The following is a 23,597-nucleotide window of genomic DNA, read 5'->3' as shown; positions in this document are numbered from 1 at the left end:
AAATAAGTATCGTTATGAAACTATATATAAAATCATTAGAAACGTATTTCATTTTAATATGTTCTTTTATCACGGTTTGTGCGACAGCACAGCAAGAACCTCAATATACTCAGTATATGTACAATACTATGTCAGTAAATCCAGCGTATGCTGGGTCTACTGGCGCAACAGAAGCAGCTCTTTTGTATCGTTCACAATGGGTCGGAATTTCTGGAGCACCGCAAACTCAGTCATTCTCTATTCATTCTCCTCTTAGAAATGAGAATTTAGGATTAGGTTTAAGTGTTGTTAACGATAAAATTGGTCCTTCTGATGAACTATACTTCGATGGAAATTTTGCTTATTCAATTCCTTTAGGATATGAAAAAAGACTTGCTTTCGGTTTGAAAGCAGGAGCAAGAATGCTAAATATCGATTGGTCTAAAGGAAGATATTACGACAGCGATGATGTTTTGTTAAATCAGAATATTAACAATCAAATCAAGTTAGCAGTTGGAGCCGGAATTTATTACTACACGGATAAGTGGTATGTAGGACTTTCTGTTCCTAGTTTTATGAGAAGCAATTATTATGATGATGTTCAAGAATCAATAGATTATGATCGTTTGCATTATTATTTAATGGGAGGTTATGTTTTCGATTTGAATCCAAATTTGAAATTTAAACCAGCATTTTTAGTAAAAGCAGTAAGCGGGGCACCAATTACAGCAGATGTATCGGCAAATTTCATGATTCAAGAAAAGTTTGTCATAGGAGGATCGTATCGAACAGATGATTCTGTTAGTATACTGGCAGGTTTTCAAATTTCACCAAGTTTTTATCTCGGATATGCTTTTGATTATACCGTAAGTCAATTGAATAAATACAATGATGGTTCACACGAAATCATCTTGCGTTATCAATTTGTGCAAAAACAAAGCAAAATTAAATCTCCTCGATTCTTCTAAAAATAAAACTTATGAGAAAACTATATATCCTATGTTTAATTTTGAGCGTTACGTTTAGTTTCGCTCAAAAAACTAACTTGAAGAAAGCTGATGCTTTGTTTAGAGATTTTGCCTACTTAGATGCTTCTAAAGCGTATGAGGAAATTTTACAAAACATCAAAGATCCTTCAACTCAGACTTTGAAAAATGCAGCAGATTCGTATTATTTTATTTCTGATTCTAGAAATGCACTTAAATGGTACAGAAAACTGTATGAAGCTCAAGGAAGCAATCTGACAGATATTTATTATTTGCGTTATATCCAATCGATGAAAGCCGTTATGGATTATGATGAAGCAGATAAAATCACAAAAGAGTATCTGAATAAAAAAGGAGATAAAGCAGAAATTAACCGATACGTTGATCAAAAGAAATATATGGACAGCGTAGCGAAAACTAAACCGCTTTACACCATTAAAAATTTAGATATTAATACTAGTAAATCAGATTTTGGAGCTACTTTTTTCAAAGATAATATTGTCTTTACATCAGCTCGTGATACAACCAAGTTTAGCGAAAAATTATATACTTGGAACAATCAGCCATTTCTAAACTTGTATTTTGCAGAAAGAAATCCAGCAGATGGCAGTTTGTTTAACGAAACGGTTTTTCTGCCAAATGTAATGACGAAGTATCATGAAGCAACTGCAAGTTTTGATAGTCAGGGAAAAACCATTTATTATTCTACTAACATTGTAAAGAAAAATAAGCTGGTTATTGATGAAGCAAGAATCAATAATTTCCAAATTATAAAAGGATCAATTGTAGATAACAAACTAGAAAATCCACAAAAAGTTTTCTTTGATAGTGAAGAATATTCGGTAGGACATCCAGCTTTAAGTGAAGATGGACAATGGTTGTTTTTTGCGTCAGATATGCCAGGAGGTTATGGAGAAACAGATTTGTATGTGGTCAAAATTTCAGGTGATGGAACAATGAGTTCACCAACCAATTTAGGACCAAGTATTAATACAATCGGTAATGAAGTATTTCCATTTTTCCAAAACGGAGTTTTGTACTTTTCTTCTGATGGGCATTACGGCTACGGAGATCTAGATGTTTACGAAAGTAAATTTCTAGCAAATGGAAATTTTACAACACCAAGAAATCTCGGTGCGCCTGTAAACAGCAATAAAGATGATTTTTCTTTTATAATTGACAGAGCAGGCACTTATGGGTATTTGTCTTCTAATAGAGCCGGAGGAAAAGGCGACGATGATATTTATTCTTTCGTAAAAGGAAAACCAGTCTGTAACCAGAGTATTTCTGGAATGGCAATTGATCATAAAAGCAAGAAGCCAATCGCAGACGTAACCATTATGGCTTACAACTCATTTAGTGAGATTTTGGGCGAAACCAAAACTAACTTTGAGGGTAAATATGCTATAGAAGTTCCCTGTAATAAAGTTGTTAAAATGATTGCGGCTAAACCAAATTATAGCAGTGACGATAAAACGGTAGAAACAACAGGAAACAATGGCGGAGAAATAAAAGATGTAAACTTTGAATTGAGTAACTATGACGATTTGGTTGTGAAGAAAAAAGGAGTTGAAAAAGTAGATGTAAACCCAATTTACTTTGACTACGATAAATTTGACATTACACCAAAAGCTATAGAAGAATTATCTAAAGTTGTGTTTATTATGCAGAAATTTCCAAACATTAGAATCAAAATTGAATCTCATACAGATTCACGCGGAAAAGATGCTTATAATTTGAAACTTTCAGACAACAGAGCAAAATCAACAAGAGATTATATCCTTTCACAAGGTATTGATGCTTCTAGAATTGAAAGCGCAATTGGTTACGGCGAAACTCGCTTGATTAATAAATGTAAAAATGGAGTAAAGTGTACAGAAGAGGAACACGTTTTAAATAGACGTTCCGATTTTATCATTATTCAAAAATAGTTCTATATTTGCGTTGTAAATCTTTGATTATCAATGAAAAATATAAAACGCCGAAACCATTTGGAAGTTGGTTTTATTAATTCTTTTTTAAGAATAATGGACAAGGAGAAAATCAGACTGCATGAATTTGCAGTCTGATTTTTGATTTTTTAAAACTTTTGTTTTTTGTGCTTTCTAACAAAATAAATTCTAATTTTGATATATAGTTTTTCATATTTATAATCTACAATATTTTCAAAATTTATGAGCGTTCAAGAGACCATTCAAAACCTTAGAAATGAACTTAATCAACACAATTATAATTATTATGTGTTAGATAATGCCACAATTTCAGATTATGATTTTGATAGTAAACTAAAAGAGCTTCAAGATTTAGAAAACAAACATCCCGAATTTTTTGATGAAAATTCACCAACACAAAGAGTTGGCGGTGCAATTACCAAAAATTTTAAGACAGTAGCACATCAATATAGAATGTATTCTTTAGACAATTCGTATTCTAAAGAAGATCTTCTTGATTGGGAAAACCGTATTCAAAAAGTATTAGGAAATGTTAATTTGCAATATACCTGCGAGTTAAAATACGATGGTGCTTCCATTAGTATTACTTATGAAAACGGAAAACTAGTTCAAGCTTTAACGCGTGGAGACGGTTTTCAAGGAGATGAGGTAACAAATAATATTAAAACGATAAAATCAATTCCTTTACATTTAAAAGGAAATTATCCTGATAAATTTGATATTCGTGGAGAAATAATTCTTCCATTTGCTGGATTCGAGAAAATGAATCAGGAATTAATTGAAATTGGAGAAACTCCTTATTCAAATCCAAGAAATACAGCTTCAGGAAGTTTAAAACTGCAAGACAGCGCTGAGGTTGCCAAACGACCTTTAGAATGTTTATTGTATTTTGTTACTGGAAATAATCTGCCATTTTCTTCACAATTCGAAGGATTAGAATCGGCAAGAAGCTGGGGTTTTAAAGTTCCAAAAGAAGCAAAATTGGTCAATAACATGCATGAAGTTTTTGACTTTATAGATTATTGGGATGTTCACCGTCATAATTTACCTTACGAAACAGATGGCGTTGTAATCAAAGTAAATAGCATTCAGCATCAGGAAGAATTGGGGTATACAGCAAAATCTCCTCGTTGGGCGATGGCTTATAAATTCAAATCGGAACAGGTTTCAACAAAATTAAAATCAATTTCGTATCAAGTTGGAAGAACGGGAGCTATTACACCAGTTGCTAACTTAGAACCTGTACAGCTTGCTGGAACTATTGTAAAGAGAGCTTCTCTGCATAATGCGGATCAGATCGATAAACTGGATATCAGAATAAACGATACTGTATTTGTTGAAAAAGGAGGAGAAATTATTCCAAAAATCATTGCTGTAGATCTAGAAAAACGTCCTGAAAATTCAGAAAAAACACATTATATATCATATTGTCCAGAATGCCACACCGAATTGGTTAGAAATGTTGGTGAAGCCAATCATTACTGCCCTAATTTTTACGGATGTCCTCCGCAGATTATAGGGAGAGTGCAACATTATATTTCAAGAAAAGCAATGGATATTGAAGGACTTGGAGGAGAAACCGTAGCTTTACTTTTTAAAAACAATTTAGTACATAATTATGCTGATCTTTATGAACTGAAAGTTGAAGATATACTGCATTTAGAAAGAATGGCTAAGAAATCGGCTGAAAACTTAGTAAATGGAGTAGAGAAATCTAAAGAAATTCCGTTTGAAAGTGTGTTGTTTGCGCTTGGAATTCGTTTTGTTGGTGAAACCGTGGCTAAGAAATTAGCCAAACATTATAAAAATATTGATGCATTAAGTAAAGCTTCTTTAATGGATTTGATTTTGGTTGATGAAATTGGAGAGAGAATAGCAAAAAGTGTCATTGAATTCTTTGAAAACGAAGAAAATCAGAAGATTATTGAACGTTTAAAAAATTACGGAATACAATTTGAAATTGAAGAAAAAATAAATCCAAACGCTACAGAAAAATTTGTTGGAAAAACATTTGTAGTTTCGGGTGTTTTTAGTCAATTTTCAAGAGATGAATTGAAGAAAACCATTGAAGACAATGGAGGCAAAGTAGGAAGCTCTATTTCTGCAAAAACAGATTTTGTTGTTGCAGGTGATAATATGGGACCTGCTAAATTGGAAAAGGCGACAAAGCTAAATATTCCGATATTATCAGAAGATGATTTTTTAAACAAACTAAATGAAACCGAATAAGCCGTCATTAATTTTGTTTTTTCTGGCATTGTTGTGTACCATTCTTTTTGACTGGACACAGCAAGACGTCTTTGCGACGTATGCCAAAGCAATTATTCTTCCGGCTATTTTTATTTATTTTTTAATAAGCAGCGAATTCCAAATTAGAAAAACAGAAGGAGCTATTTTCCTCTCTTGTTTTGTTGGACAGGTTTTCGATTTAATGGATATTGAATTAGGAGGTGTAATCAGTTTTCTAATTGTTTATATGCTGATTGTATTGATTTTTATTAGAGAACATGAGAGAATACAGTTAACAAAAAGAGATGTCCTGCCAATTTCGATTGTGGTAGTTTTTATTGTCTATCTACTGGTTTCTGTTTTAAGTATAAAACTGGACAGCTTAAATAGATTTAATTTTATTTATATTTTGTACGGAATTATACTCAGTGCAATGAGTTATTTCTGTTTTGTAAGTTACATCATAAAAGGGACACATATTACTTTATTAATGTCCCTAATGGCTGTAAGCTATATATTTTCAGATATATTTTATATTTTCAATGAATATTTCTCTTATTCTATTGTTTTAGTTTTAATACGAGATGTTACTCAAATTCTAGCGTATTATTTTATGGTAGAATACTTTTTAGAAAAGACCAGAATTCAGAACAAACCTATACAACAATAGAAGCACTTTGGTTAGTATGAGCTTTGTCTTTATCGAAGTAGAAGTCAATTCGCCCTAAATTAATTCCATAACAACCTACTTGATTAACCAAAACATCTTTTCCAGCTTTATTTTTTACAATAGTTGGTTTATCTAAGAAAGTATGTGTGTGTCCTCCAATAATCAGATCGATATCTTGGGTTTGTGCTGCAAATTTTAAATCAGATATTTTGTCAGCGTCATCTTTATAATTGTATCCGATATGCGATAGACAGACTACTAAATCACATTTTTGTTCGTGTTTTAGAAGCTTCGTCATGTCTTGAGCCACTTCTACAGGATCATTGTAAACCGTTTCCAGATATAGTTTTTTATCTACTAAACCAGCTAATTCAATTCCAACACCAAAAACACCAACTTTAATTCCGTTTTTGTTGAAGATTTTATAGGGTTTAACATGACCATCCATAATGGTGTTTTTAAAGTCATAGTTCGAATTGATAAAATCAAAACTAGCGTGCGGAAGCTGTGCATACAATCCGTCTAGACCATTGTCAAAATCATGATTTCCAATTGTTGAAGCATCATATTTCATCATACTCATCAATTTAAACTCCAGTTCGCCTCCGTAATAATTAAAATAAGGAGTTCCCTGAAAAATATCTCCTGCATCTAACAAAAGTAAATTCGGGTTTTCTTTACGAATAGTTTCAATTAATGCCGCACGACGAGACACGCCACCTTTGTTCGGATTACGCGGATCATCAGCAGGAAAAGGATCGATATGGCTGTGCACATCGTTAGTATGTAGAATAGTTAAATGCTTAATATCGTTAGTTTCAAAACTGCTCAAAGACAATCCTAAACTTAGTAGGACAGTACTTGCTGCTGTTTTTTCTATAAACTCTCTTCTTTTCATTTTATATTTTTTTTAGCCAAAAGCTATGTCGTTTTTAATATTTTTTGCCACTAATTTTACGAATTAACACTAATTGATTTTTCAAAATAATTTTAAAATTTGTGCAAATTTGTGTAATTCGTGGCAGACTTTTTATTCTTCAGAGATTCTGATATTTTTAGGAGCCAGAACAGTGTCTACTTCTTTAAAATAATCAATCAATACATTTCTAAGTTTATAGTTTAGATCAAATTTCTCCGTACTTTTTGCAAAGAAATTCATGCTGTCTCCACCATTTGCTAAATAATCATTTGTAGCGACATAATACGTTTTATTAATATCAAGCGGTTTTCCTTGAATCTGAATATCTTTTGCAGTATTTTGTTTGGTAATCGTAAAAGTCATTCCAGATAATGGCTGAGGTTTTTTCTCCTTTATTATATAAGCAGCTATATCTTTAATTTGTTCTCCTTTTAGTGCAAGTACTACTAAATTGTTTTCAAAAGGCATAATTTCAAAGGCAGTTCTTGTAGTTACATTTCCTTTAGGAAGAATAGCACGGATACCACCATGATTTAAAAGGCATAAATCAATATCTTTCTTTTCACGAGCTTTAAAAACCGTATTTCCTCTTTGTAGGCAAACATCAGCAAGTAAGCTGCCAATACTAGTTTGCCATTTCCCAGTGCTTTTGTCTAGTGTTTCAGGACAAAAAGCCAAAACATTATCTAAATCCTGATTGATATGATCTCGATAAGGTTTTATAAAGCTTTCAATTTCTGGTGTTTCCGAAGCTTTTTCAGTAACTGGAAGCTGTTTGCCTTCAATTTTAGTTAAATTATAATTTTTCGTTCCACACGAAGAGATTGAAAAAAGTGTTAAGAATATAACAAAAAGTTTTAAAAATCCGTTATACTTTTTTAGTTTTACCATTTTAAATGCAACTTAAATAATTAATTTTGTAATCTGGTAAAAGTACTATGTTTTTGAATTATATAAAGGAGTTTTTTGTAAAAAAATCATTAAAAAATAACTTAAGTAACGATAATAACAAAGTCTTTTCTAAAAACGTTCAAACAATTGGTTTATTGATAGATGAAAGCAATTTTGTACATTCAGAAGCTTTAATAAAAGAATTAACGCTTCACGGGATTGCTTCAGAAAACATAAAAGTTGTTGCCTACAAAGGTAAAATAAAAGAAAAAGAAACTTATTTACGACCTACTTTTGGTAAAAAACACATTAATTGGAAGGCAGAAATAACGGAAGATTTTTTAAGTGAATTTGTAATTTCAGAGTTTGATATTTTGTTGAGTTATTATGATGTTGAAAATATCTTTTTAATGCTAATAACAAATAAATCAAAAGCTAAATTTAAAATCGGTTTTTCTAATGTGGACAGCAGATTAAATCGTTTGATGATTAATACGGAATTAGAGAACTATAAACTGTTTGTTTCAGAACTGTTTAGGTATTTAAAAAATATAAAATAAATTATAATTAAAATATGCAATCATTAATAGGAACTGGTGTTGCTTTGGTAACTCCATTTAAAAAAGATTTTTCAGTTGACATTGAAGCTTTACATCGAATTGTAAACTTTTCTATAGATGGAGGAGTAGAGTATCTGGTTGTTATGGGAACAACTGCAGAAAATGCAACTTTAACAACAGAAGAGAAAGAATTGGTTATAAAGACTGTAATCGATGTGAACAAAGGAAGATTGCCTCTAGTTTTAGGAGTTGGAGGAAATAATACTATGCAGATTGTTGAAGAATTGAAAACTAGAGATTTTTCTGCTTTTGAAGCAATTTTATCTGTTTCGCCTTATTATAATAAACCAACACAAGAAGGAATCTATCAGCATTTTAAAGCTATTGCTGAAGCATCTCCGATTCCAGTAATCTTATATAATGTACCAGGAAGAACATCTAGTAACATGCTTCCTTCGACGGTAATTCGTTTGGCTAATGATTTTGAGAATGTTGTTGCAATAAAAGAAGCAGCAGGAGATATGGCTCAAGCTATGCAGATTATTAAAAATGCTCCAAAAGATTTTCTTGTCATTTCTGGAGATGATATGCTGGCACTTCCAATCGTTTTGGCAGGTGGAGCAGGAGTTATTTCTGTAATTGGACAAGGTTTTCCAAAAGAATTTTCAGAAATGATTCGTTTAGGATTGAATAAAAAAGTTGCAGATGCCTACAAAACGCATTATTTATTGTCTGACAGTATTGATATGATTTTTGAGCAGGGAAATCCAGCCGGAATCAAACAAATCTTCCAAGCGCTTGGTATTGCTGATAATACCGTTCGTCTTCCGTTAGTTTCTGTAGATGAATCTCTAGCAGAAAGACTAAATGATTTCGTAAAAAATAGCATTAAATAATTGTTAAAGTGTTAGTATTTTAAGATACTAAAAAATTATTTTGCAGTAGCTAAATTAATAACTAAATTTGCCACCGATTATTCGGTGTTATTTTGCTTTGGCATAATTGTCTGAAATCGTAATAATAATTAGAAAATGAAAAAAATAGTATCGCTATTAATTGTTGTAACTCTTTTTTGTTCTTGTGGAGAATATCAAAAAGCGTTGAAAAATGAAGATGTTGCAGCAAAGTTTGAAATGGCAACAAAAATGTATGATGCCGGAAAATATTCAAAAGCGATTCGTCTTTTCGAGCAATTAGCTACATCCTACAGAGGAAAACCTCAAGCAGAAAAGCTATTTTACATGTTTTCTCAGTCTTATTACAAGACAAAACAATATTATCTTGCTGGTTATCAGTTTGAAGCTTTTGTTTCTGGTTATCCAAGAAGTGAAAAAGTACAGGAAGCAGCTTTCTTAGGGGCTTACAGTTATTCAAAACTAGCGCCAGTTTATAGTTTAGATCAGTCAGATACAGTAAAAGCTTTAGATAAATTACAAGCTTTTATCGATAATTATCCTAATTCAGAATACATTGCTCAAGCAAATGAGGCTGTGCAAAGACTGAATGGGAAAATAGAGAAAAAAGCATACGAAAATGCTAAAGGTTACAATACAATTTCAGATTATAAATCGGCTTTGATTGCTTTTGATAACTTTATAGCTGATTTTCCTGGAACACCTTTTAAAGAAGATGCCCTGTTCTACAAATATGATTCGGCATATCAATTGGCAATTAACAGTGTACCTTCTAAAATGCAAGAACGTTTAAATGTTGCCAAAGTAGCTTACAGTAACTTAATTAAGTTTAAAAGCGATACCAAATACAAAGTTAAAGCGGACGAAATGAACGCTAGAGTTGAAACAGATTTACAAAAATTTACTAAATAAAATAAAGTCATGGATTTAAAAAAGACGAATGCTCCTGTTAATACAGTAACTTACAACAAAACAGTTATTGAAGAGCCAACAGGAAATGTGTATGAGGCAATTACCATTATGGCTAAAAGAGCAAATCAAATTAATTCTGAGATTAAGAAAGAATTGACTGAAAAATTAGAAGAGTTTGCTACTTATAATGATAGTCTAGAGGAAGTTTTTGAAAATAAAGAGCAAATCGAAGTTTCTAAATTTTACGAAAAATTACCAAAACCACACGCTTTAGCTGTTCAAGAATGGTTAGACGGAAAAACTTACCACAGAGGTTCAAACAAATAATATAGTACAATGTCAGTTTTTAAAGGGAAGAATATTTTGCTGGGTGTTTCCGGTGGAATTGCAGCCTATAAAACAGCCACTTTAGTACGACTTTTTATAAAAGCAGGTGCACATGTCCAAGTGATAATGACACCTGCTTCTAAGGATTTTGTAACACCACTTACATTATCTACGTTATCTAAAAATCCTGTACATTCAAGTTTCTTCAGCCAAGATGATGAAGGTGAAGTTTGGAACAATCATGTTGAATTAGGTCTTTGGGCTGATTTAATGCTGATTGCGCCTGCGACTGCCAATACTTTATCTAAAATGGCCACGGGAAATTGTGATAATCTATTAATTGCGGCTTATTTATCTGCTAAATGTCCGGTCTATTTTGCACCAGCAATGGATTTGGATATGTATAAACATCCATCTACTTTATCTAGTTTTGCTGCTCTGAAACAATTTGGAAACGTAATGATTCCAGCTGAAAATGGAGAATTGGCTAGCGGTCTCTCAGGTGAAGGAAGAATGGCTGAACCAGAAAATATAGTTGCTTTTTTAGAAGCAGATCTAGAAAGTAAATTGCCTTTAAAAGGAAAAAAAATATTGGTTACGGCTGGCCCTACATACGAAGCGATAGATCCTGTACGTTTTATAGGAAATCATTCTTCTGGTAAAATGGGATTTGATATTGCAAATGAAGCTGCCAGTTTAGGAGCAGAAGTTTTTTTAATTGCGGGTCCAACACATTATAAGGCAAAAAATAATTTGGTAAAAGTGACAGATGTAGTTTCGGCACAAGAGATGTACGATGCTTGTCATTTGTATTTTGATGAAGTTGATGTAGCAATTGCTGCCGCAGCGGTAGCAGACTACAGACCTAAATTTGTTGCAGACCAGAAGATTAAGAAAAATGAAGCCGAATTTTCGATTGAACTTGAAAAGACAAAAGATATATTGTCTTCATTGGGTGCAATTAAGAAAAAACAGTTTTTAATCGGATTTGCGTTAGAAACTGAAAATGAAATTGAAAATGCTAAGTTGAAAATTCAGAAAAAAAACTTAGATTTGATTGTTTTAAATTCCTTACAAGATAAAGGTGCTGGTTTTAAAAAAGAAACGAATAAAGTAACTTTTATCGATAAAAATTTTGAAATTGAACCGATGGAATTAAAATCAAAAGAATCTGTTGCGGTGGATATTTTGAATAAAGTTGTAGAGCATTTTTCAAAATCATAAATTTAAAATATACGCCGAGAACATAAAATTGAAATATTTTGTGTTTATAAAATTAAATTTTAGATGATTATGAATAAGATAGTTACGCTATTGGTTTTTTTAAGCTTTGGTTTTGTGCAAGCGCAACAGCTAAACTGTACAGTAACTATTAATACGGAGCGACTTACAAATCCGAATAATCAGGTTTTTAAGACGCTTCAAACTTCTCTGTCGGAGTTTGTAAATAAAACAGACTGGACAGGTTCGGCGTTAAAACAAAACGAAAGAATAAACTGTTCGATGTATATAACGCTTTCATCTAATAGTTCAGATCAATTTACTGGCACTATTCAGGTGCAATCTTCAAGATTGATTTACAATTCTACTTATTCTTCTCCGATTTTAAATTACAACGACAAAGATTTTAATTTTAGATATACAGAATACGAACCATTGCTGTTCAATCCGACAACTTATGATTCGAATTTGGTTTCTGTGATTTCTTTCTATTGTTATATGATTCTAGGTATGGATGCTGATAGTTTTCAAATGGGAGCAGGAAATCCATATTTTCAAACGGCACAAAACATTGCCAATGTAGCACAGCAAGGCGGATTTAAAGGCTGGAGTCAGGCTGATGGACTACAAAATCGTTATTTTTTAATTAATGATATGATTGCGCCGACTTACAGTGATTTACGCCAGACGATGTATGCGTATCATGCTGGTTTAGATGCTATGACTTTAGATTTAAAAGCTTCAAAAGAAAAAATTAAATCTTCTTTGTTGCTAATTGGTAAATTAAATTCGGTTAAACCAAACGCTTTTATAACTCGAGTTTTCTTTGATGCCAAATCGGATGAAATAGTTTCTATTTTCTCGGGAGGACCAAATATAACAGTTTCTGATTTAACAGACGTTCTGAATAAAGTTTCGCCGTTAAATTCTACTAAATGGTCACAGATTAAATATTAATTTCTGTTTTCGTTTTATAAATCTTCTTTTAACTTTTATTATTACAAAATTGCCCTATGATTACTTCACTGTCAATTAAAAATTATGCACTTATTGAAAAACTAGCTATAGATTTTTCTAAAGGTTTTTCTATAATTACAGGTGAGACAGGAGCAGGTAAGTCAATTATTTTAGGTGCCATTGGTCTTGTTTTAGGAAAAAGAGCAGATTTAAGTTCTTTAAAAAATAAAGAAGAAAAATGTGTCATTGAAGCTCAATTTGAAATTTCAAAATATAATTTGAAAGAATTCTTTGAAGCTAATGATTTGGATTATGAAGATGAGACCATTATTAGACGTGAAATTCTTCCTTCAGGTAAATCTCGTGCATTTATAAATGATAGTCCAGTAAATCTTCAAGAACTGCAAGATTTGAGTTTGTATTTAATTGATATTCATTCACAACAGCAAACTCAAGAATTATCAGATGAAAGTGTGCAATTCAAAATTATTGACGCCATTGCAAATAATGGAGGTAGTATTGAACAGTATCAGAAATTGCTAAAATCTTATAAAACAGACAAATCAAAATTGAATGCTTTGCTTAAAAAACAAAGTGATTCAGGAAAAGAGCAGGAATACAATACGTTTTTATTGAATGAATTGGTTTCGGCTCAATTAAAATCTGGTGAGCAGGAAGAATTAGAAGCAGATTATGAGAAACTGAATAATGTTGAGATTATCAAAGAATCTTTAGATAAATCGCTGTCAATTGCAAATGAAGAACAATTTGGAGTTTTTCATAATTTAAATGAAATAAAAAATGCGTTGCAAAAAGTAGCGGCATTTTCGCCAGAATATCAAAATCTATTTGAAAGAATAACGAGTTTAGCAATTGAATTTGATGATATTTCTAAAGAATTAGAAAATTGTTCAGAGAAATTGTTAAATGATCCAGCCCAGTTAGAATTAATAAATCAGAAATTACAATTGATTTATAATCTTCAGAAAAAACATGCGGTAAGTTCTGTTGATGATTTATTGCAAATTCAGGCAGATTTAGGTAATACTTTGTTGGAACTTGATAATATGGACGAAGAAATTGCTTCTTTATCTAAAATTATCGAACAAAAAACAATCGAATTGGATAAATATGCTGATGAGATTCATCAAAATAGAGTAAATGCTATTCCGAAATTATCAGAGCAATTAATTTCGATTTTACAGACCTTAGGAATGCCAAATACTCGTTTCAAAATGGACCTTATTCCATCTGAAAATTATCTTCAGAACGGAAAAGAAGAATTGCAATTCCTGTTTTCTGCCAACAAAGGAACTGATTTTGGTTTGCTGAAAAAAGTTGCTTCAGGTGGAGAAATGTCTCGTATTATGCTTGCTGTAAAAGCAATTTTAGCAAAATATTCGAAACTGCCAACCTTGATTTTTGATGAAATTGATACGGGAGTTTCTGGAGAAATAGCGATTAGGATGGGAGAGATTATGAAAGAAATGAGTGCTACAATGCAGATATTTGCTATTACGCATTTACCGCAGATTGCTTCTAAAGGCGATTCTCATTTTAAGGTTTCAAAATCTACGGTGGGAGATGATACACAATCAGAATTGAAGCTTTTATCGCAAGAAGACCGAATTTTAGAAATTGCTCAAATGTTGTCTGGGGCAAATGTTTCTGATTCGGCATTAAACCATGCAAAACAATTATTGAACTAAAATATAGAAATGGAAAGTTTGAGTTTTTACGAAAATCAATTTATTAAAGCAGATGCATTAATTTCTGAAGGAAATTCTGCAGATGCGAAAGAATTACTAGAAGATATTTTGTCTCAATATCCTGATTTTGGAAAAGCCCATAATCATTTGGGATGGATTTACTATAATAAATTAAGTGACTACGAAAAAGGAGTGTATCATTATAAATTAGCAATGAAATTCGATTCAAAATATCCTGCTCCTTATCTTAATTATACTTACTTATTAATAGATCTTGGTCGATACGCTGAAGCAAAAGAGCATATAAATTTTACTTTAGCAAATTTAGAAAATGCAGATAACTCTACTTATAACAGTGAATTAGGTAGAATGGCAGAATATGAAGGTGAGTTTGCGGCAGCTTATGCTTATTATAAAGAAGCTACTAAAAATGCTTTAAACCCAAATTTTATTGACAATATGAACGCCAATATGAAAAGGGTTAAGGATAAAATGTCTATTTTTGAAAAATTAAAACTGAAATTCAAATAATACAAAAAAAATAATTACAAGATGATTATAGAACCTAGAATGAGAGGATTTATTTGTTTGACTGCCCACCCAACGGGAGCTGAGCAAAACGTAAAAAATCAAATTGAATATATTAAATCAAAAGGAGAAATTGCTGGAGCTAAAAAAGTTTTAGTAATCGGTGCTTCTACAGGTTTTGGGTTAGCTTCAAGAATTACTAGTGCTTTTGGTTCTGGTGCAGCAACTATTGGAGTGTTTTTTGAAAAACCGCCAGTTGAAGGAAAAACGGCTTCTCCAGGATGGTATAATTCTGCAGCATTTGAAAAAGAAGCTCATAAAGCAGGATTGTATGCAAAAAGTATTAATGGAGATGCTTTTTCAAATGAAATAAAAAGAGAAACTCTTGATTTGATTAAAGCTGATTTAGGAAAAGTTGATCTTGTGATTTATAGTTTAGCTTCGCCTGTGCGTACAAATCCTAATACAGGTGTTACGCATCGTTCAGTTTTAAAACCAATTGGACAAACTTTTACAAACAAAACAGTTGATTTTCATACAGGAAAAGTATCTGAAGTTTCTATCGCTCCAGCAAATGAAGAAGATATTGAAAATACAGTAGCTGTTATGGGAGGTGAAGACTGGGCAATGTGGATTGATGCTTTGAAAAATGAAGATTTATTGGCAGAAGGGGCTACAACAGTTGCTTATTCTTATATCGGACCATCTTTAACTGAAGCAGTTTATCGTAAAGGGACAATTGGTCGTGCAAAAGATCATTTAGAAGCTACAGCATTTACCATTAGTGATTCTTTAGAATCAATAGGAGGAAAAGCGTATGTTTCTGTAAATAAGGCTTTAGTAACTCAAGCAAGTTCTGCAATTCCTGTAATTCCATTATATATCTCTCTTTTGTATAAAATTATGAAAGAAGAAGGAATTCATGAAGGTTGTATCGAGCAGATTCAGCGTTTATTCCAAGATAGACTATACAATGGTTCTGAAGTTCCTGTTGATGAAAAAGGAAGAATCAGAATTGACGATTGGGAAATGCGTGAAGATGTTCAAGAAAAAGTGGCTAAACTTTGGTTAGAGGCAACTACAGAAACGTTACCAGAAATTGGAGATCTTGCAGGATACAGAAATGATTTCTTAAATTTATTCGGATTTGAATTTGCTGGTATTGATTACACTGCAGATACAAATGAAGTTGTTGAAATTGAAAGTATAAAATAATATCTTTTACTTAGTGTAAAACAAAAACCATCAATCAAAAGTTGATGGTTTTTTTGTTAATATACGTTATCTTTGTTAAAATTTTTAAACTAAAAAATATACTCTTTTAATACCGCACAGTCTGCTATGATTTTTTCTTTAATTATACCCGTGTATAATCGTCCTGATGAAGTTGATGAGCTTTTAGAAAGTCTCTCAAAATCAGATTATAATGAAGCTTTTGAAATTGTTCTCGTAGAAGATGGATCTACATTGCCATGTCGAGATGTGGTAATGAATTATCAAGGAAAATTAAATATATCCTATTATTTTAAAGAAAATTCAGGACCTGGAGATTCTAGAAATTATGGAATGCAGCGCGCTAGAGGAGATTATTTTATCATTTTTGACTCTGATTGTATTATTCCTTCACAATATTTGACAGAAGTTCGTAAAGAATTAGATGAAAAATATGTGGATTGTTTTGGAGGACCTGATAAGGCACTTGACAGTTTTTCTGATATTCAGAAAGCGATCAATTTTGCAATGACATCATTTTTGACTACAGGAGGAATTAGAGGCGGGTCTGAAAAGATAAATAAGTTCCAGCCGCGTAGCTTTAATATGGGAATTTCTAAAAAAGCTTTTGAAGCTTCAAATGGCTTTGGAAACATACATCCTGGAGAAGATCCTGATCTATCCATTCGTTTATGGAACTTAGGATTCGAAACAAGGCTTTTTAAAGAGGCTTATGTATACCATAAAAGAAGAATTGACTGGGAAAAATTCTCTATTCAAGTTAATAAATTTGGTGTTGCGAGACCTATTTTAAATAGCTGGTATCCAGAACATAATAAGCTAACATTCTTCTTTCCGACCCTATTTCTATTGGGTTTATTATTAGCTTTTTTATTGTTAATTTTCAATATTGATATTTTATTACAATTATATTTCGTATATTTCGTTATAATTTTTCTTACAGCAAGTATTCAAAATAAAAGTATCAAAATTGGATATTTATCTGTAATAGCAGTTTGGAAACAATTTTTTGGTTACGGAACAGGATTTTTAAAATCTTATATAAAAGTAATTTTATTGAAGAAGAAACCGCAAGAAGCATTTCCACGTATGTTTTTTAAATTATAATAATGACAAAAGTTATTGGCCTTACAGGAGGAATTGGCAGTGGTAAAACGACTATTGCAAATTATTTTAATGAATTGGGTGTTCCTGTTTATATTGCCGATGACGGTGCCAAAAGAGTAATGCAGTCTCAGGATATTCTTGAGGAAGTTAAGACTGTTTTTGGTCAAGACGTTTTTGATGATAGAGTTTTAAATAGAGCAAAATTAGCTCAGATAGTTTTTAATGATAAAGAACAATTAGCAAAATTAAATGCAATTGTACATCCAGGAGTAAAAAGAGATTTTGAAAAATGGATGCAAGATTATAAGAATTATGATTATGTAATTTATGAAGCTGCAATATTATTTGAAAGCGGCCGATATAAAGAATGTGATGTAATTATAACAGTTACAGCTCTTAAAGAAAAAAGGATTGAGCGAGTTATTGAACGAGATAAAACAACGAGAGAACAAGTTTTGAGCAGAATGAAAATGCAGTGGAATGATGAAAAACGAATTTCTAAGAGTAATTTCGTGATTAATAACGATAATCTTAAAATTGCTAAAGAAGAAGTTGTTAAAATTCTTAAAATTTTAAATATAAAACAAAATCAGTCTTAAATGTTAATATTTGGTTAATGTATTATTTAGTATATTGTTAAAATATTAATTTTGTTTCGATGAATAAATTATTTTTTAGAATACTTGTTTTATTAATGAGTTTGTCCTTAATCGGGATAATTCTGGTTCAAGTATTTTGGTTCAATTCTTCGTTCAAAAATAATGAAGAACAGTTTAAATACCACGTTACTCAAGTAATTGGAAATGTTGCAGACAAACTCGAGCAGCAAGAAGAGTACAGTTTCTACGACAAATACAACCGTATTAAAGACAGTACGGGGAAAATTCCAAAAAAAGAAGATCTGCTGGAAGTACTTTATGTACAAAGAAACCCGAAGACAAATAAAACAATTGTTTATTCGAGCACTTTGACATCAGAAGATTATGATATAAATGGATCAGTTTTTGATAAAAAATTCAGTAGTGAACGTTTTAAAAATTTCAGTTCAAAAAGAGTCACTGAAGTTTACAACAATAACAAGGGTATTGATAATAACAGTTTAGGACAAAGTATTTTTCCAGATGATAGAATAGAAAAATCTGGAAGTTTAGATATTTTAAATAAAGTTCAGCAGCAAATTCAATATAAAGACATTGCTTCTTTAACTCCAATTGAAGGAAGAGTAACAAAAGATAGGCTTTTCAAGTTATTAAAGAAAGAATTGGGAGAATATGAAGTTAAAACAAAATTTGAATTTGGAATTTACAGCAGTGGCGTTCCAACCAAAATAAAATCCGATGGATTTCATTATGATAAAGATGCTACTTATAATATTCCGATTTTTACTGATAATGAAGGGAATAGTAAATATGAGTTATCTGTTACTTTTCCGCATAAAAAGAAATTCTTGTTATCAGAATTATTAAGTATTACTATTTTATCAATAGTGTTTACATTGATTATTATAGTTGCTTATACAAGTGCTTTAAATCAATTACTGCGTCAGAAGCATATTTCTGAAATCAAGACCGATTTTATAAATAACATGACGCATGAGTTTAAAACTCCAATTGCGACTATAAATTTAGCTTTAGATGCTATTAAAAGCCCTAAAGTTATTGAAGATAAAGAAAAGGTTTATCGTTATCTCCAAATGATTAGGGATGAAAATAAGAGAATGCATGCTCAGGTTGAAAATGTATTACGAATTTCTAAACTTGAAAAAAGAGAACTTGATATTACAAAAGAACCTACTGTAGTTACCGATATAATTGACGATGCCATTGAACATGTAAATCTGATATTAGAAGACAGACAGGGGACGGTTGAAAGACATTATAATGCAGCGAGAACAACAGTTTTAATTAACGAAGTTCATTTCACAAACGTATTGGTTAATATTTTAGAAAATGCTATAAAATATTCTCCAGACATTCCGAAGATTGAAATTTTTACAGAAAATGTAAAAGACGTTATTTTAATTAAGGTGAAAGATCACGGGTTGGGAATGAGTAAGATAGCTCAAAAGCGAGTTTTTGAGAAATTTTACAGAGAACATACGGGAGATCTCCATAATGTAAAAGGTCATGGTTTAGGTCTGGCTTATGTAAAAAGAATTGTAGAAGACCATAACGGTCAAGTATATGTAGAAAGCGAAAAAGGAAAAGGTAGCACCTTTATAATAAAAATACCATTAATAAATTAAAATATGGAAAATACTAACAAAAGAATACTTTTAGTAGAAGATGACCTAAATTTTGGGGCGGTTCTTAAAGATTATCTAATGTTAAATGACTTTGAAGTTACTTTAGCTAAAAACGGTATGGAAGGTTTCGAAAAATTCAAGAAAGATGTATATGATTTATGTATTCTTGACGTAATGATGCCTTATAAAGATGGCTATACTTTGGCTAAAGAAATTAGAGAAAAGAACAGTGAAGTGCCAATTATCTTTTTAACTGCAAAATCAATGAAAGAGGATGTGTTAAAAGGTTACAAAGCTGGTGCTGACGATTATTTAAATAAACCTTTTGATTCAGAAGTGCTTTTAATGAAAATTAAAGCAATTATTCAAAGAAAATCTGCAGATACAAAAGCAGAACAAGTACAATTTGAATTTAATATTGGTAAATTCCACTTAAATTCAAAACTTAGATTTTTGACTTTCCAGGATGAAGAGCCAATTAAATTGTCTCCAAAAGAAAATGAATTGCTTAAAATGCTTATTCTTCATGAAAATGATTTAATGCCAAGAGAATTAGCATTGACAAAAATCTGGAGAGATGACAACTATTTTACTTCAAGAAGTATGGACGTTTATATCGCTAAATTGAGAAAATACCTGAAATCTGATGAAGATGTTGAAATTTTAAACATTCATGGAGAAGGTTTTAGACTTGTTGTAAAAAGCAAAGTTTCTGAATAATAAATTATTTACCTAAAAACAATATAAAAGCTCTGAGAAATCAGGGCTTTTTTTGTGTTTAAGAGAATTAAATGTCGCCAATCTTTGGTTAGATGCACTGCAGTGCATCTCTACATTAAAATTGTAATTGATTTATTGATAGCGTATATCGTAGAGATGCACAGCAGTGCGTCTACGCAAAGAGAATTACCAATCTTTGTAGATATACGTGTGTGATTTCTCTTTTAAGTCGAAATGACAAAAATTACATTAAATACTAGAATTTTTAATTTTATTTCTATTGATGTATTGTTCTCATTTTCAAAATAATAACTTCTTATTTATTGAGTAATTTGAGGGTAAAAATATTTTTTACACGACTTTTCTGAAAAATAAATTTGGAAAATCAAAAAACAATTCTGAATATTTGCAGACGAAAAAAATAATAACCCTTTAAAACGAAGAAAAATGTTTGTACTTACATTGACATCACAAAGCTTCACACCAAACGAATTTGGTGCAGCGCTTCTTCGTGGCTTATTTCAATCTTAGAAATACATTTTTAGATATATAAAAAAGCCCGAAGACATTTAGTTTCGGGCTTTTTTTATTCTAGACACTTCAAATTTTCCCGAAATACAACAATTTATTATTTATCCAAAAAGGATAAGATTTCGCATGTTTATTTCATTTTTAATCTATTGATTTAAAGTTGATTTGAACCTGCATAAAGTTTAATTAAATAATTTATGGGAAATAAATTAAGCGGAAAAGACCTGATTAAATTAGGTTTTCCAAAGAACAATTCAATAAACATTGCCTTAGGGCAGATAAACAGATATAGAAAAAGAGAAAAAAAAGAATCTATTCTAACAGAAGCAAAAGACGTTTTACTAAATCCTGAAAAGTATGAAGGAAACGGAACTTGGGGAAAAGTAGCTGAAGGTTTGATAAAACCAGTTCAGGTAAGAATGCATCAGTTGAAAATGACAAGAGTACCTTTCACTATTTTTGGTGAAAACGAAATCGATCAACAAGCAAAATTTCAATTGTACGATTCGTTGAAACTGCCAATTTCAGTGGCTGGAGCTTTAATGCCAGATGCACATTCAGGATATGGATTGCCAATTGGCGGAGTTTTAGCAACTGACAATGCTGTAATTCCATATGGAGTTGGGGTTGACATTGGATGCCGTATGAGTCTTTCTATTTTTGATTTACCCGAATCTCATTTTAAAGGAAGAGAACATCAGTTAGAAGCAATTTTAAAAGATAATACAAAGTTTGGAATGTATGAAACACACGCTTCAAGAGTAGATCATGAAGTTTTTTATAAAAGTGAATTTCAGGATATTCCATTGTTGAAGAATCTTTTACCAAAAGCGTACAAGCAATTAGGAAGTTCGGGCGGAGGAAACCATTTCGTAGAATTTGGAATTGCTAAAATCGAAAATCCAGAGAACGAATGGAAATTGGAAAAAGGCGAATATTTTGCAGTTCTTTCACATAGTGGTTCGCGTGGTTTAGGTGCAAACATTGCAAAGCATTATACTTATTTAGCAACAAAACAATGTCCGTTACCTAAAAATGTACAGCATTTGGCTTGGTTAGATCTAAACACTCATGATGGTCAAGAATATTGGCTGGCAATGAATTTAGCTGGAGAATATGCAAAAGCCTGTCATGATGATATTCACAGACGAATTGCCAAAGCGATAGGGAAAAGAGTAGTGGTTACAATTGAGAATCATCACAATTTTGCATGGAAAGAAATGGTAAACGGTCAAGAATGTATTGTGCATAGAAAAGGCGCAACTCCTGCAGCTAAAGGACAGTTGGGAATAATTCCAGGTTCGATGACGGCACCTGGTTACATAGTGAAAGGTAAAGGAAATACTGAGAGTTTAAATTCGGCATCGCATGGCGCAGGACGTTTGTTTTCAAGAGCGAAATGTAAAAGTACTTTTACGCAAAGCGAAATCAAAAAGGTTTTGAAAGCTAATGACGTAACCTTGATTGGAGGCAATATTGACGAGGCTCCTATGGCGTACAAAGACATTACCAAAGTGATGGCAAACCAAACTGATTTGGTTGAAGTTCTCGGAACTTTTATACCTAAAATTGTTAGAATGGATCGCTAAAAAGAGACATTAAAATGGAAAAAATAATTCAAATAACAGCAGGTCGCGGACCTGCGGAATGCACTTGGGTTGCTGCTCAAGTGCTTAAAAAAGTTTTGGAAGAAGCACAGAATCAAAATTTAGAAACTGTTTTACTTCAGCGTGAAGCAGGTCAGGAAAACGGAACGGTTGAAACTGCTTCTATTGCTGTAAAAGGAACAGATGCAGAGCAGTTTGTGAAATCTTGGGTTGGAACCATTCAATGGATTGGTCAAAATCAGTTTCGGAAAATGCACAAACGCAAAAATTGGTTCATTGGAATTTTTGAGATCGAACCGCAGAAAAATGCGTCAGTTTCAGAAAATGATATTCAATATCAGGCAATGAGAAGTTCAGGTGCAGGTGGCCAACACGTGAACAAAGTAAGTTCGGCGATTCGCGCAACGCATATTCCAACAGGAATTACAGTGGTTTCTATGGACAGCCGTTCGCAACACCAAAACAAAAAACTGGCAAAAGAAAGATTATTAAAAAAGATAGAAGACGAAAAACTTATCCAGCTTAAAAACCATATAGGAAAACAATGGGAAAATCAGCTTAACATTGAGCGTGGAAATCCTGTTAGGACTTTTACTGGAAGTGATTTTAAAAAGAACAAAGTGGAGAAAAGCTACAAAGGAACTCGTCAGAAATTAAAAACAGATTTAAGAAATGAGCATAATTAAAAACTTGGTCGCAAAACACAATGATGATATGCGAATTATATGTGACCAAAAAAACAATAAATATCAACACATAAAATGAAAACAACAGATAAATACCTTTTTCAGGCTTTGGATAATTATCCTTTTTGGCTCGAAGGAACAATAGAATCTTTGGATTATGCCTTTTCTTATGATGATAAAAACACGATGGTTTTGTGTTTGTACGGAAGAATTCAGGCAGAACAATTATTGAATTATGAAGAAGCAAAATCCTATTTTCAGCAAGCTTTGTCGATTAATATTGATGCTCTTGAAGTATATCCATACTATTTAAAAACATTGATTTTAAACGAAGATTATGAAGAAGCACAAAAGTTAATCGATTTTGCCTTAACAGTTAAAGGAATCAACAAATCAGAGATTTACATCAAGAAAGCAATTCTTTTGGAAGCGCAAAATGAGTTTAAAAAAGCATTAAAAGAGATTAAAAATGCGAAACTTCATTTATTGCAATTTAATTATGAATCTGATATTACAGATGTTGAGAAAAGAATTGAAAATAAAATTGATTTGCTTAAAAAGAAGAAAGAGAAAAGAACAAAGAAAAGTTCTAAAAAGAAATCTAAATGATTTTGAAAAAAAACGATGCAATTTGCATCGTTTTTTGTTTTTATCATGAGTTTATTCGCAAAGTTTGTCATTTCGACGTAAGGAGAAATCGCACTAGTATTTACA

Annotated in this window: 22 protein-coding genes; 20 read left to right on the top strand and 2 right to left on the bottom strand. The window is 31.7% G+C overall.

Annotated elements, in window-relative coordinates:
- The first annotated feature begins 14 nt into the window (after positions 1–14).
- The 4 genes from LL966_RS07300 to LL966_RS07285 all read left to right on the top strand — a co-directional run bounded on the left by LL966_RS07300 (position 15) and on the right by LL966_RS07285 (position 5,816).
- Positions 15–947 (top strand): PorP/SprF family type IX secretion system membrane protein, encoded by a 933-nt coding sequence (locus LL966_RS07300; RefSeq protein ID WP_229351764.1) that lies wholly within the window; start codon positions 15–17, stop codon positions 945–947.
- A gap of 11 nt (positions 948–958) precedes the next feature.
- Positions 959–2,896: an OmpA family protein gene (locus tag LL966_RS07295; RefSeq protein ID WP_229351761.1), complete on the top strand. Its 1,938-nt coding sequence runs from the start codon at positions 959–961 to the stop codon at positions 2,894–2,896.
- 243 nt (positions 2,897–3,139) lie between these two features.
- On the top strand, positions 3,140–5,146 hold the full coding sequence (ligA, locus tag LL966_RS07290) for an NAD-dependent DNA ligase LigA (protein ID WP_229351759.1): 2,007 nt from the start codon (positions 3,140–3,142) through the stop codon (positions 5,144–5,146).
- Positions 5,133–5,816 carry a hypothetical protein gene (locus LL966_RS07285; protein WP_229351757.1) on the top strand — a complete coding sequence of 228 codons (684 nt, stop codon included), beginning with the start codon at positions 5,133–5,135 and terminating at the stop codon, positions 5,814–5,816. The genes ligA and LL966_RS07285 overlap by 14 nt, the downstream gene beginning before the upstream one ends.
- Here the strand turns inward: LL966_RS07285 and LL966_RS07280 are convergent.
- Both LL966_RS07280 and LL966_RS07275 read right to left on the bottom strand, forming a co-directional pair.
- Entirely contained in the window at positions 5,803–6,714 is a 912-nt protein-coding gene (locus LL966_RS07280; protein WP_229351755.1) for a bifunctional metallophosphatase/5'-nucleotidase, read from the bottom strand. The two genes, LL966_RS07285 and LL966_RS07280, sit on opposite strands and share 14 nt — an antisense overlap.
- A 132-nt stretch (positions 6,715–6,846) precedes the next feature.
- On the bottom strand, positions 6,847–7,626 hold the full coding sequence (locus tag LL966_RS07275; RefSeq protein ID WP_229351753.1) for a 5'-nucleotidase C-terminal domain-containing protein: 780 nt from the start codon (positions 7,624–7,626) through the stop codon (positions 6,847–6,849).
- Between the two features lie 47 nt (positions 7,627–7,673).
- Between LL966_RS07275 and LL966_RS07270 the strand changes: the two genes are divergently transcribed.
- The 16 genes from LL966_RS07270 to LL966_RS07195 all read left to right on the top strand — a co-directional run bounded on the left by LL966_RS07270 (position 7,674) and on the right by LL966_RS07195 (position 23,492).
- Entirely contained in the window at positions 7,674–8,186 is a 513-nt protein-coding gene (locus tag LL966_RS07270) for a DUF6913 domain-containing protein (RefSeq protein ID WP_229351751.1), read from the top strand.
- A gap of 14 nt (positions 8,187–8,200) precedes the next feature.
- A complete protein-coding gene (gene dapA / locus LL966_RS07265; protein ID WP_229351750.1) occupies positions 8,201–9,082 on the top strand; it encodes a 4-hydroxy-tetrahydrodipicolinate synthase in 882 nt (293 codons plus the stop codon).
- A gap of 135 nt (positions 9,083–9,217) precedes the next feature.
- Positions 9,218–10,012, top strand: coding sequence for an outer membrane protein assembly factor BamD (locus tag LL966_RS07260; RefSeq protein WP_229351748.1), 795 nt, complete (start codon positions 9,218–9,220; stop codon positions 10,010–10,012).
- A 9-nt stretch (positions 10,013–10,021) separates the two neighbouring features.
- Complete coding sequence (locus tag LL966_RS07255; RefSeq protein WP_209562297.1) at positions 10,022–10,339, top strand: DNA-directed RNA polymerase subunit omega; 318 nt, start codon at positions 10,022–10,024, stop codon at positions 10,337–10,339.
- Between the two features lie 9 nt (positions 10,340–10,348).
- Entirely contained in the window at positions 10,349–11,563 is a 1,215-nt protein-coding gene (gene coaBC / locus LL966_RS07250) for a bifunctional phosphopantothenoylcysteine decarboxylase/phosphopantothenate--cysteine ligase CoaBC (protein WP_229351745.1), read from the top strand.
- A gap of 69 nt (positions 11,564–11,632) precedes the next feature.
- Positions 11,633–12,517, top strand: coding sequence for a type IX secretion system protein PorD (gene porD, locus LL966_RS07245; RefSeq protein WP_229351742.1), 885 nt, complete (start codon positions 11,633–11,635; stop codon positions 12,515–12,517).
- Between the two features lie 56 nt (positions 12,518–12,573).
- Positions 12,574–14,226: a DNA repair protein RecN gene (gene recN, locus LL966_RS07240; protein WP_229351740.1), complete on the top strand. Its 1,653-nt coding sequence runs from the start codon at positions 12,574–12,576 to the stop codon at positions 14,224–14,226.
- A gap of 9 nt (positions 14,227–14,235) precedes the next feature.
- On the top strand, positions 14,236–14,757 hold the full coding sequence (locus tag LL966_RS07235) for a tetratricopeptide repeat protein (RefSeq protein WP_229351737.1): 522 nt from the start codon (positions 14,236–14,238) through the stop codon (positions 14,755–14,757).
- 21 nt (positions 14,758–14,778) lie between these two features.
- Entirely contained in the window at positions 14,779–15,969 is a 1,191-nt protein-coding gene (gene fabV, locus LL966_RS07230) for an enoyl-ACP reductase FabV (protein ID WP_229351735.1), read from the top strand.
- A gap of 126 nt (positions 15,970–16,095) precedes the next feature.
- The gene (locus LL966_RS07225; RefSeq protein ID WP_229351733.1) at positions 16,096–17,094 is read left to right on the top strand and encodes a glycosyltransferase; all 999 of its coding nucleotides are present in this window, start codon (positions 16,096–16,098) and stop codon (positions 17,092–17,094) included.
- A gap of 2 nt (positions 17,095–17,096) precedes the next feature.
- On the top strand, positions 17,097–17,693 hold the full coding sequence (coaE, locus tag LL966_RS07220) for a dephospho-CoA kinase (protein ID WP_229351731.1): 597 nt from the start codon (positions 17,097–17,099) through the stop codon (positions 17,691–17,693).
- Positions 17,694–17,752: 59 nt separating this feature from the next.
- The gene (locus tag LL966_RS07215; protein ID WP_229351729.1) at positions 17,753–19,339 is read left to right on the top strand and encodes a sensor histidine kinase; all 1,587 of its coding nucleotides are present in this window, start codon (positions 17,753–17,755) and stop codon (positions 19,337–19,339) included.
- Between the two features lie 3 nt (positions 19,340–19,342).
- Positions 19,343–20,059: a response regulator transcription factor gene (locus tag LL966_RS07210; RefSeq protein ID WP_012025443.1), complete on the top strand. Its 717-nt coding sequence runs from the start codon at positions 19,343–19,345 to the stop codon at positions 20,057–20,059.
- A gap of 728 nt (positions 20,060–20,787) precedes the next feature.
- Complete coding sequence (locus LL966_RS07205) at positions 20,788–22,179, top strand: RtcB family protein (protein WP_229351727.1); 1,392 nt, start codon at positions 20,788–20,790, stop codon at positions 22,177–22,179.
- A 14-nt stretch (positions 22,180–22,193) separates the two neighbouring features.
- A complete protein-coding gene (gene prfH, locus LL966_RS07200) occupies positions 22,194–22,883 on the top strand; it encodes a peptide chain release factor H (protein WP_229351725.1) in 690 nt (229 codons plus the stop codon).
- Positions 22,884–22,958: 75 nt separating this feature from the next.
- On the top strand, positions 22,959–23,492 hold the full coding sequence (locus LL966_RS07195; protein ID WP_229351723.1) for a hypothetical protein: 534 nt from the start codon (positions 22,959–22,961) through the stop codon (positions 23,490–23,492).
- Positions 23,493–23,597 lie beyond the last annotated feature (105 nt).

It is taken from the genome of Flavobacterium chungbukense, from assembly GCF_020805785.1.
Lineage (GTDB): Bacteria > Bacteroidota > Bacteroidia > Flavobacteriales > Flavobacteriaceae > Flavobacterium > Flavobacterium chungbukense.
The sequence above is the reverse complement of the archived record's forward strand: the minus strand, read 5'-3'. Positions and strand labels throughout refer to the sequence as shown.

Bases quoted from the DNA above. Each gene is read 5' to 3' on its own strand.
- fabV (WP_229351735.1), top strand. From the start codon at position 14,779: ATGATTATAGAACCTAGAATGAGAGGATTTATTTGTTTGACTGCCCAC.
- LL966_RS07275 (WP_229351753.1), bottom strand. From the start codon at position 7,626: ATGGTAAAACTAAAAAAGTATAACGGATTTTTAAAACTTTTTGTTATA.
- LL966_RS07300 (WP_229351764.1), top strand. From the start codon at position 15: ATGAAACTATATATAAAATCATTAGAAACGTATTTCATTTTAATATGT.
- LL966_RS07205 (WP_229351727.1), top strand. From the start codon at position 20,788: ATGGGAAATAAATTAAGCGGAAAAGACCTGATTAAATTAGGTTTTCCA.
- ligA (WP_229351759.1), top strand. From the start codon at position 3,140: ATGAGCGTTCAAGAGACCATTCAAAACCTTAGAAATGAACTTAATCAA.
- LL966_RS07285 (WP_229351757.1), top strand. From the start codon at position 5,133: ATGAAACCGAATAAGCCGTCATTAATTTTGTTTTTTCTGGCATTGTTG.
- coaE (WP_229351731.1), top strand. From the start codon at position 17,097: ATGACAAAAGTTATTGGCCTTACAGGAGGAATTGGCAGTGGTAAAACG.
- LL966_RS07255 (WP_209562297.1), top strand. From the start codon at position 10,022: ATGGATTTAAAAAAGACGAATGCTCCTGTTAATACAGTAACTTACAAC.
- LL966_RS07260 (WP_229351748.1), top strand. From the start codon at position 9,218: ATGAAAAAAATAGTATCGCTATTAATTGTTGTAACTCTTTTTTGTTCT.
- LL966_RS07295 (WP_229351761.1), top strand. From the start codon at position 959: ATGAGAAAACTATATATCCTATGTTTAATTTTGAGCGTTACGTTTAGT.
- LL966_RS07270 (WP_229351751.1), top strand. From the start codon at position 7,674: ATGTTTTTGAATTATATAAAGGAGTTTTTTGTAAAAAAATCATTAAAA.
- dapA (WP_229351750.1), top strand. From the start codon at position 8,201: ATGCAATCATTAATAGGAACTGGTGTTGCTTTGGTAACTCCATTTAAA.
- porD (WP_229351742.1), top strand. From the start codon at position 11,633: ATGAATAAGATAGTTACGCTATTGGTTTTTTTAAGCTTTGGTTTTGTG.
- prfH (WP_229351725.1), top strand. From the start codon at position 22,194: ATGGAAAAAATAATTCAAATAACAGCAGGTCGCGGACCTGCGGAATGC.
- LL966_RS07225 (WP_229351733.1), top strand. From the start codon at position 16,096: ATGATTTTTTCTTTAATTATACCCGTGTATAATCGTCCTGATGAAGTT.
- LL966_RS07215 (WP_229351729.1), top strand. From the start codon at position 17,753: ATGAATAAATTATTTTTTAGAATACTTGTTTTATTAATGAGTTTGTCC.
- LL966_RS07195 (WP_229351723.1), top strand. From the start codon at position 22,959: ATGAAAACAACAGATAAATACCTTTTTCAGGCTTTGGATAATTATCCT.
- recN (WP_229351740.1), top strand. From the start codon at position 12,574: ATGATTACTTCACTGTCAATTAAAAATTATGCACTTATTGAAAAACTA.
- LL966_RS07280 (WP_229351755.1), bottom strand. From the start codon at position 6,714: ATGAAAAGAAGAGAGTTTATAGAAAAAACAGCAGCAAGTACTGTCCTA.
- coaBC (WP_229351745.1), top strand. From the start codon at position 10,349: ATGTCAGTTTTTAAAGGGAAGAATATTTTGCTGGGTGTTTCCGGTGGA.
- LL966_RS07210 (WP_012025443.1), top strand. From the start codon at position 19,343: ATGGAAAATACTAACAAAAGAATACTTTTAGTAGAAGATGACCTAAAT.
- LL966_RS07235 (WP_229351737.1), top strand. From the start codon at position 14,236: ATGGAAAGTTTGAGTTTTTACGAAAATCAATTTATTAAAGCAGATGCA.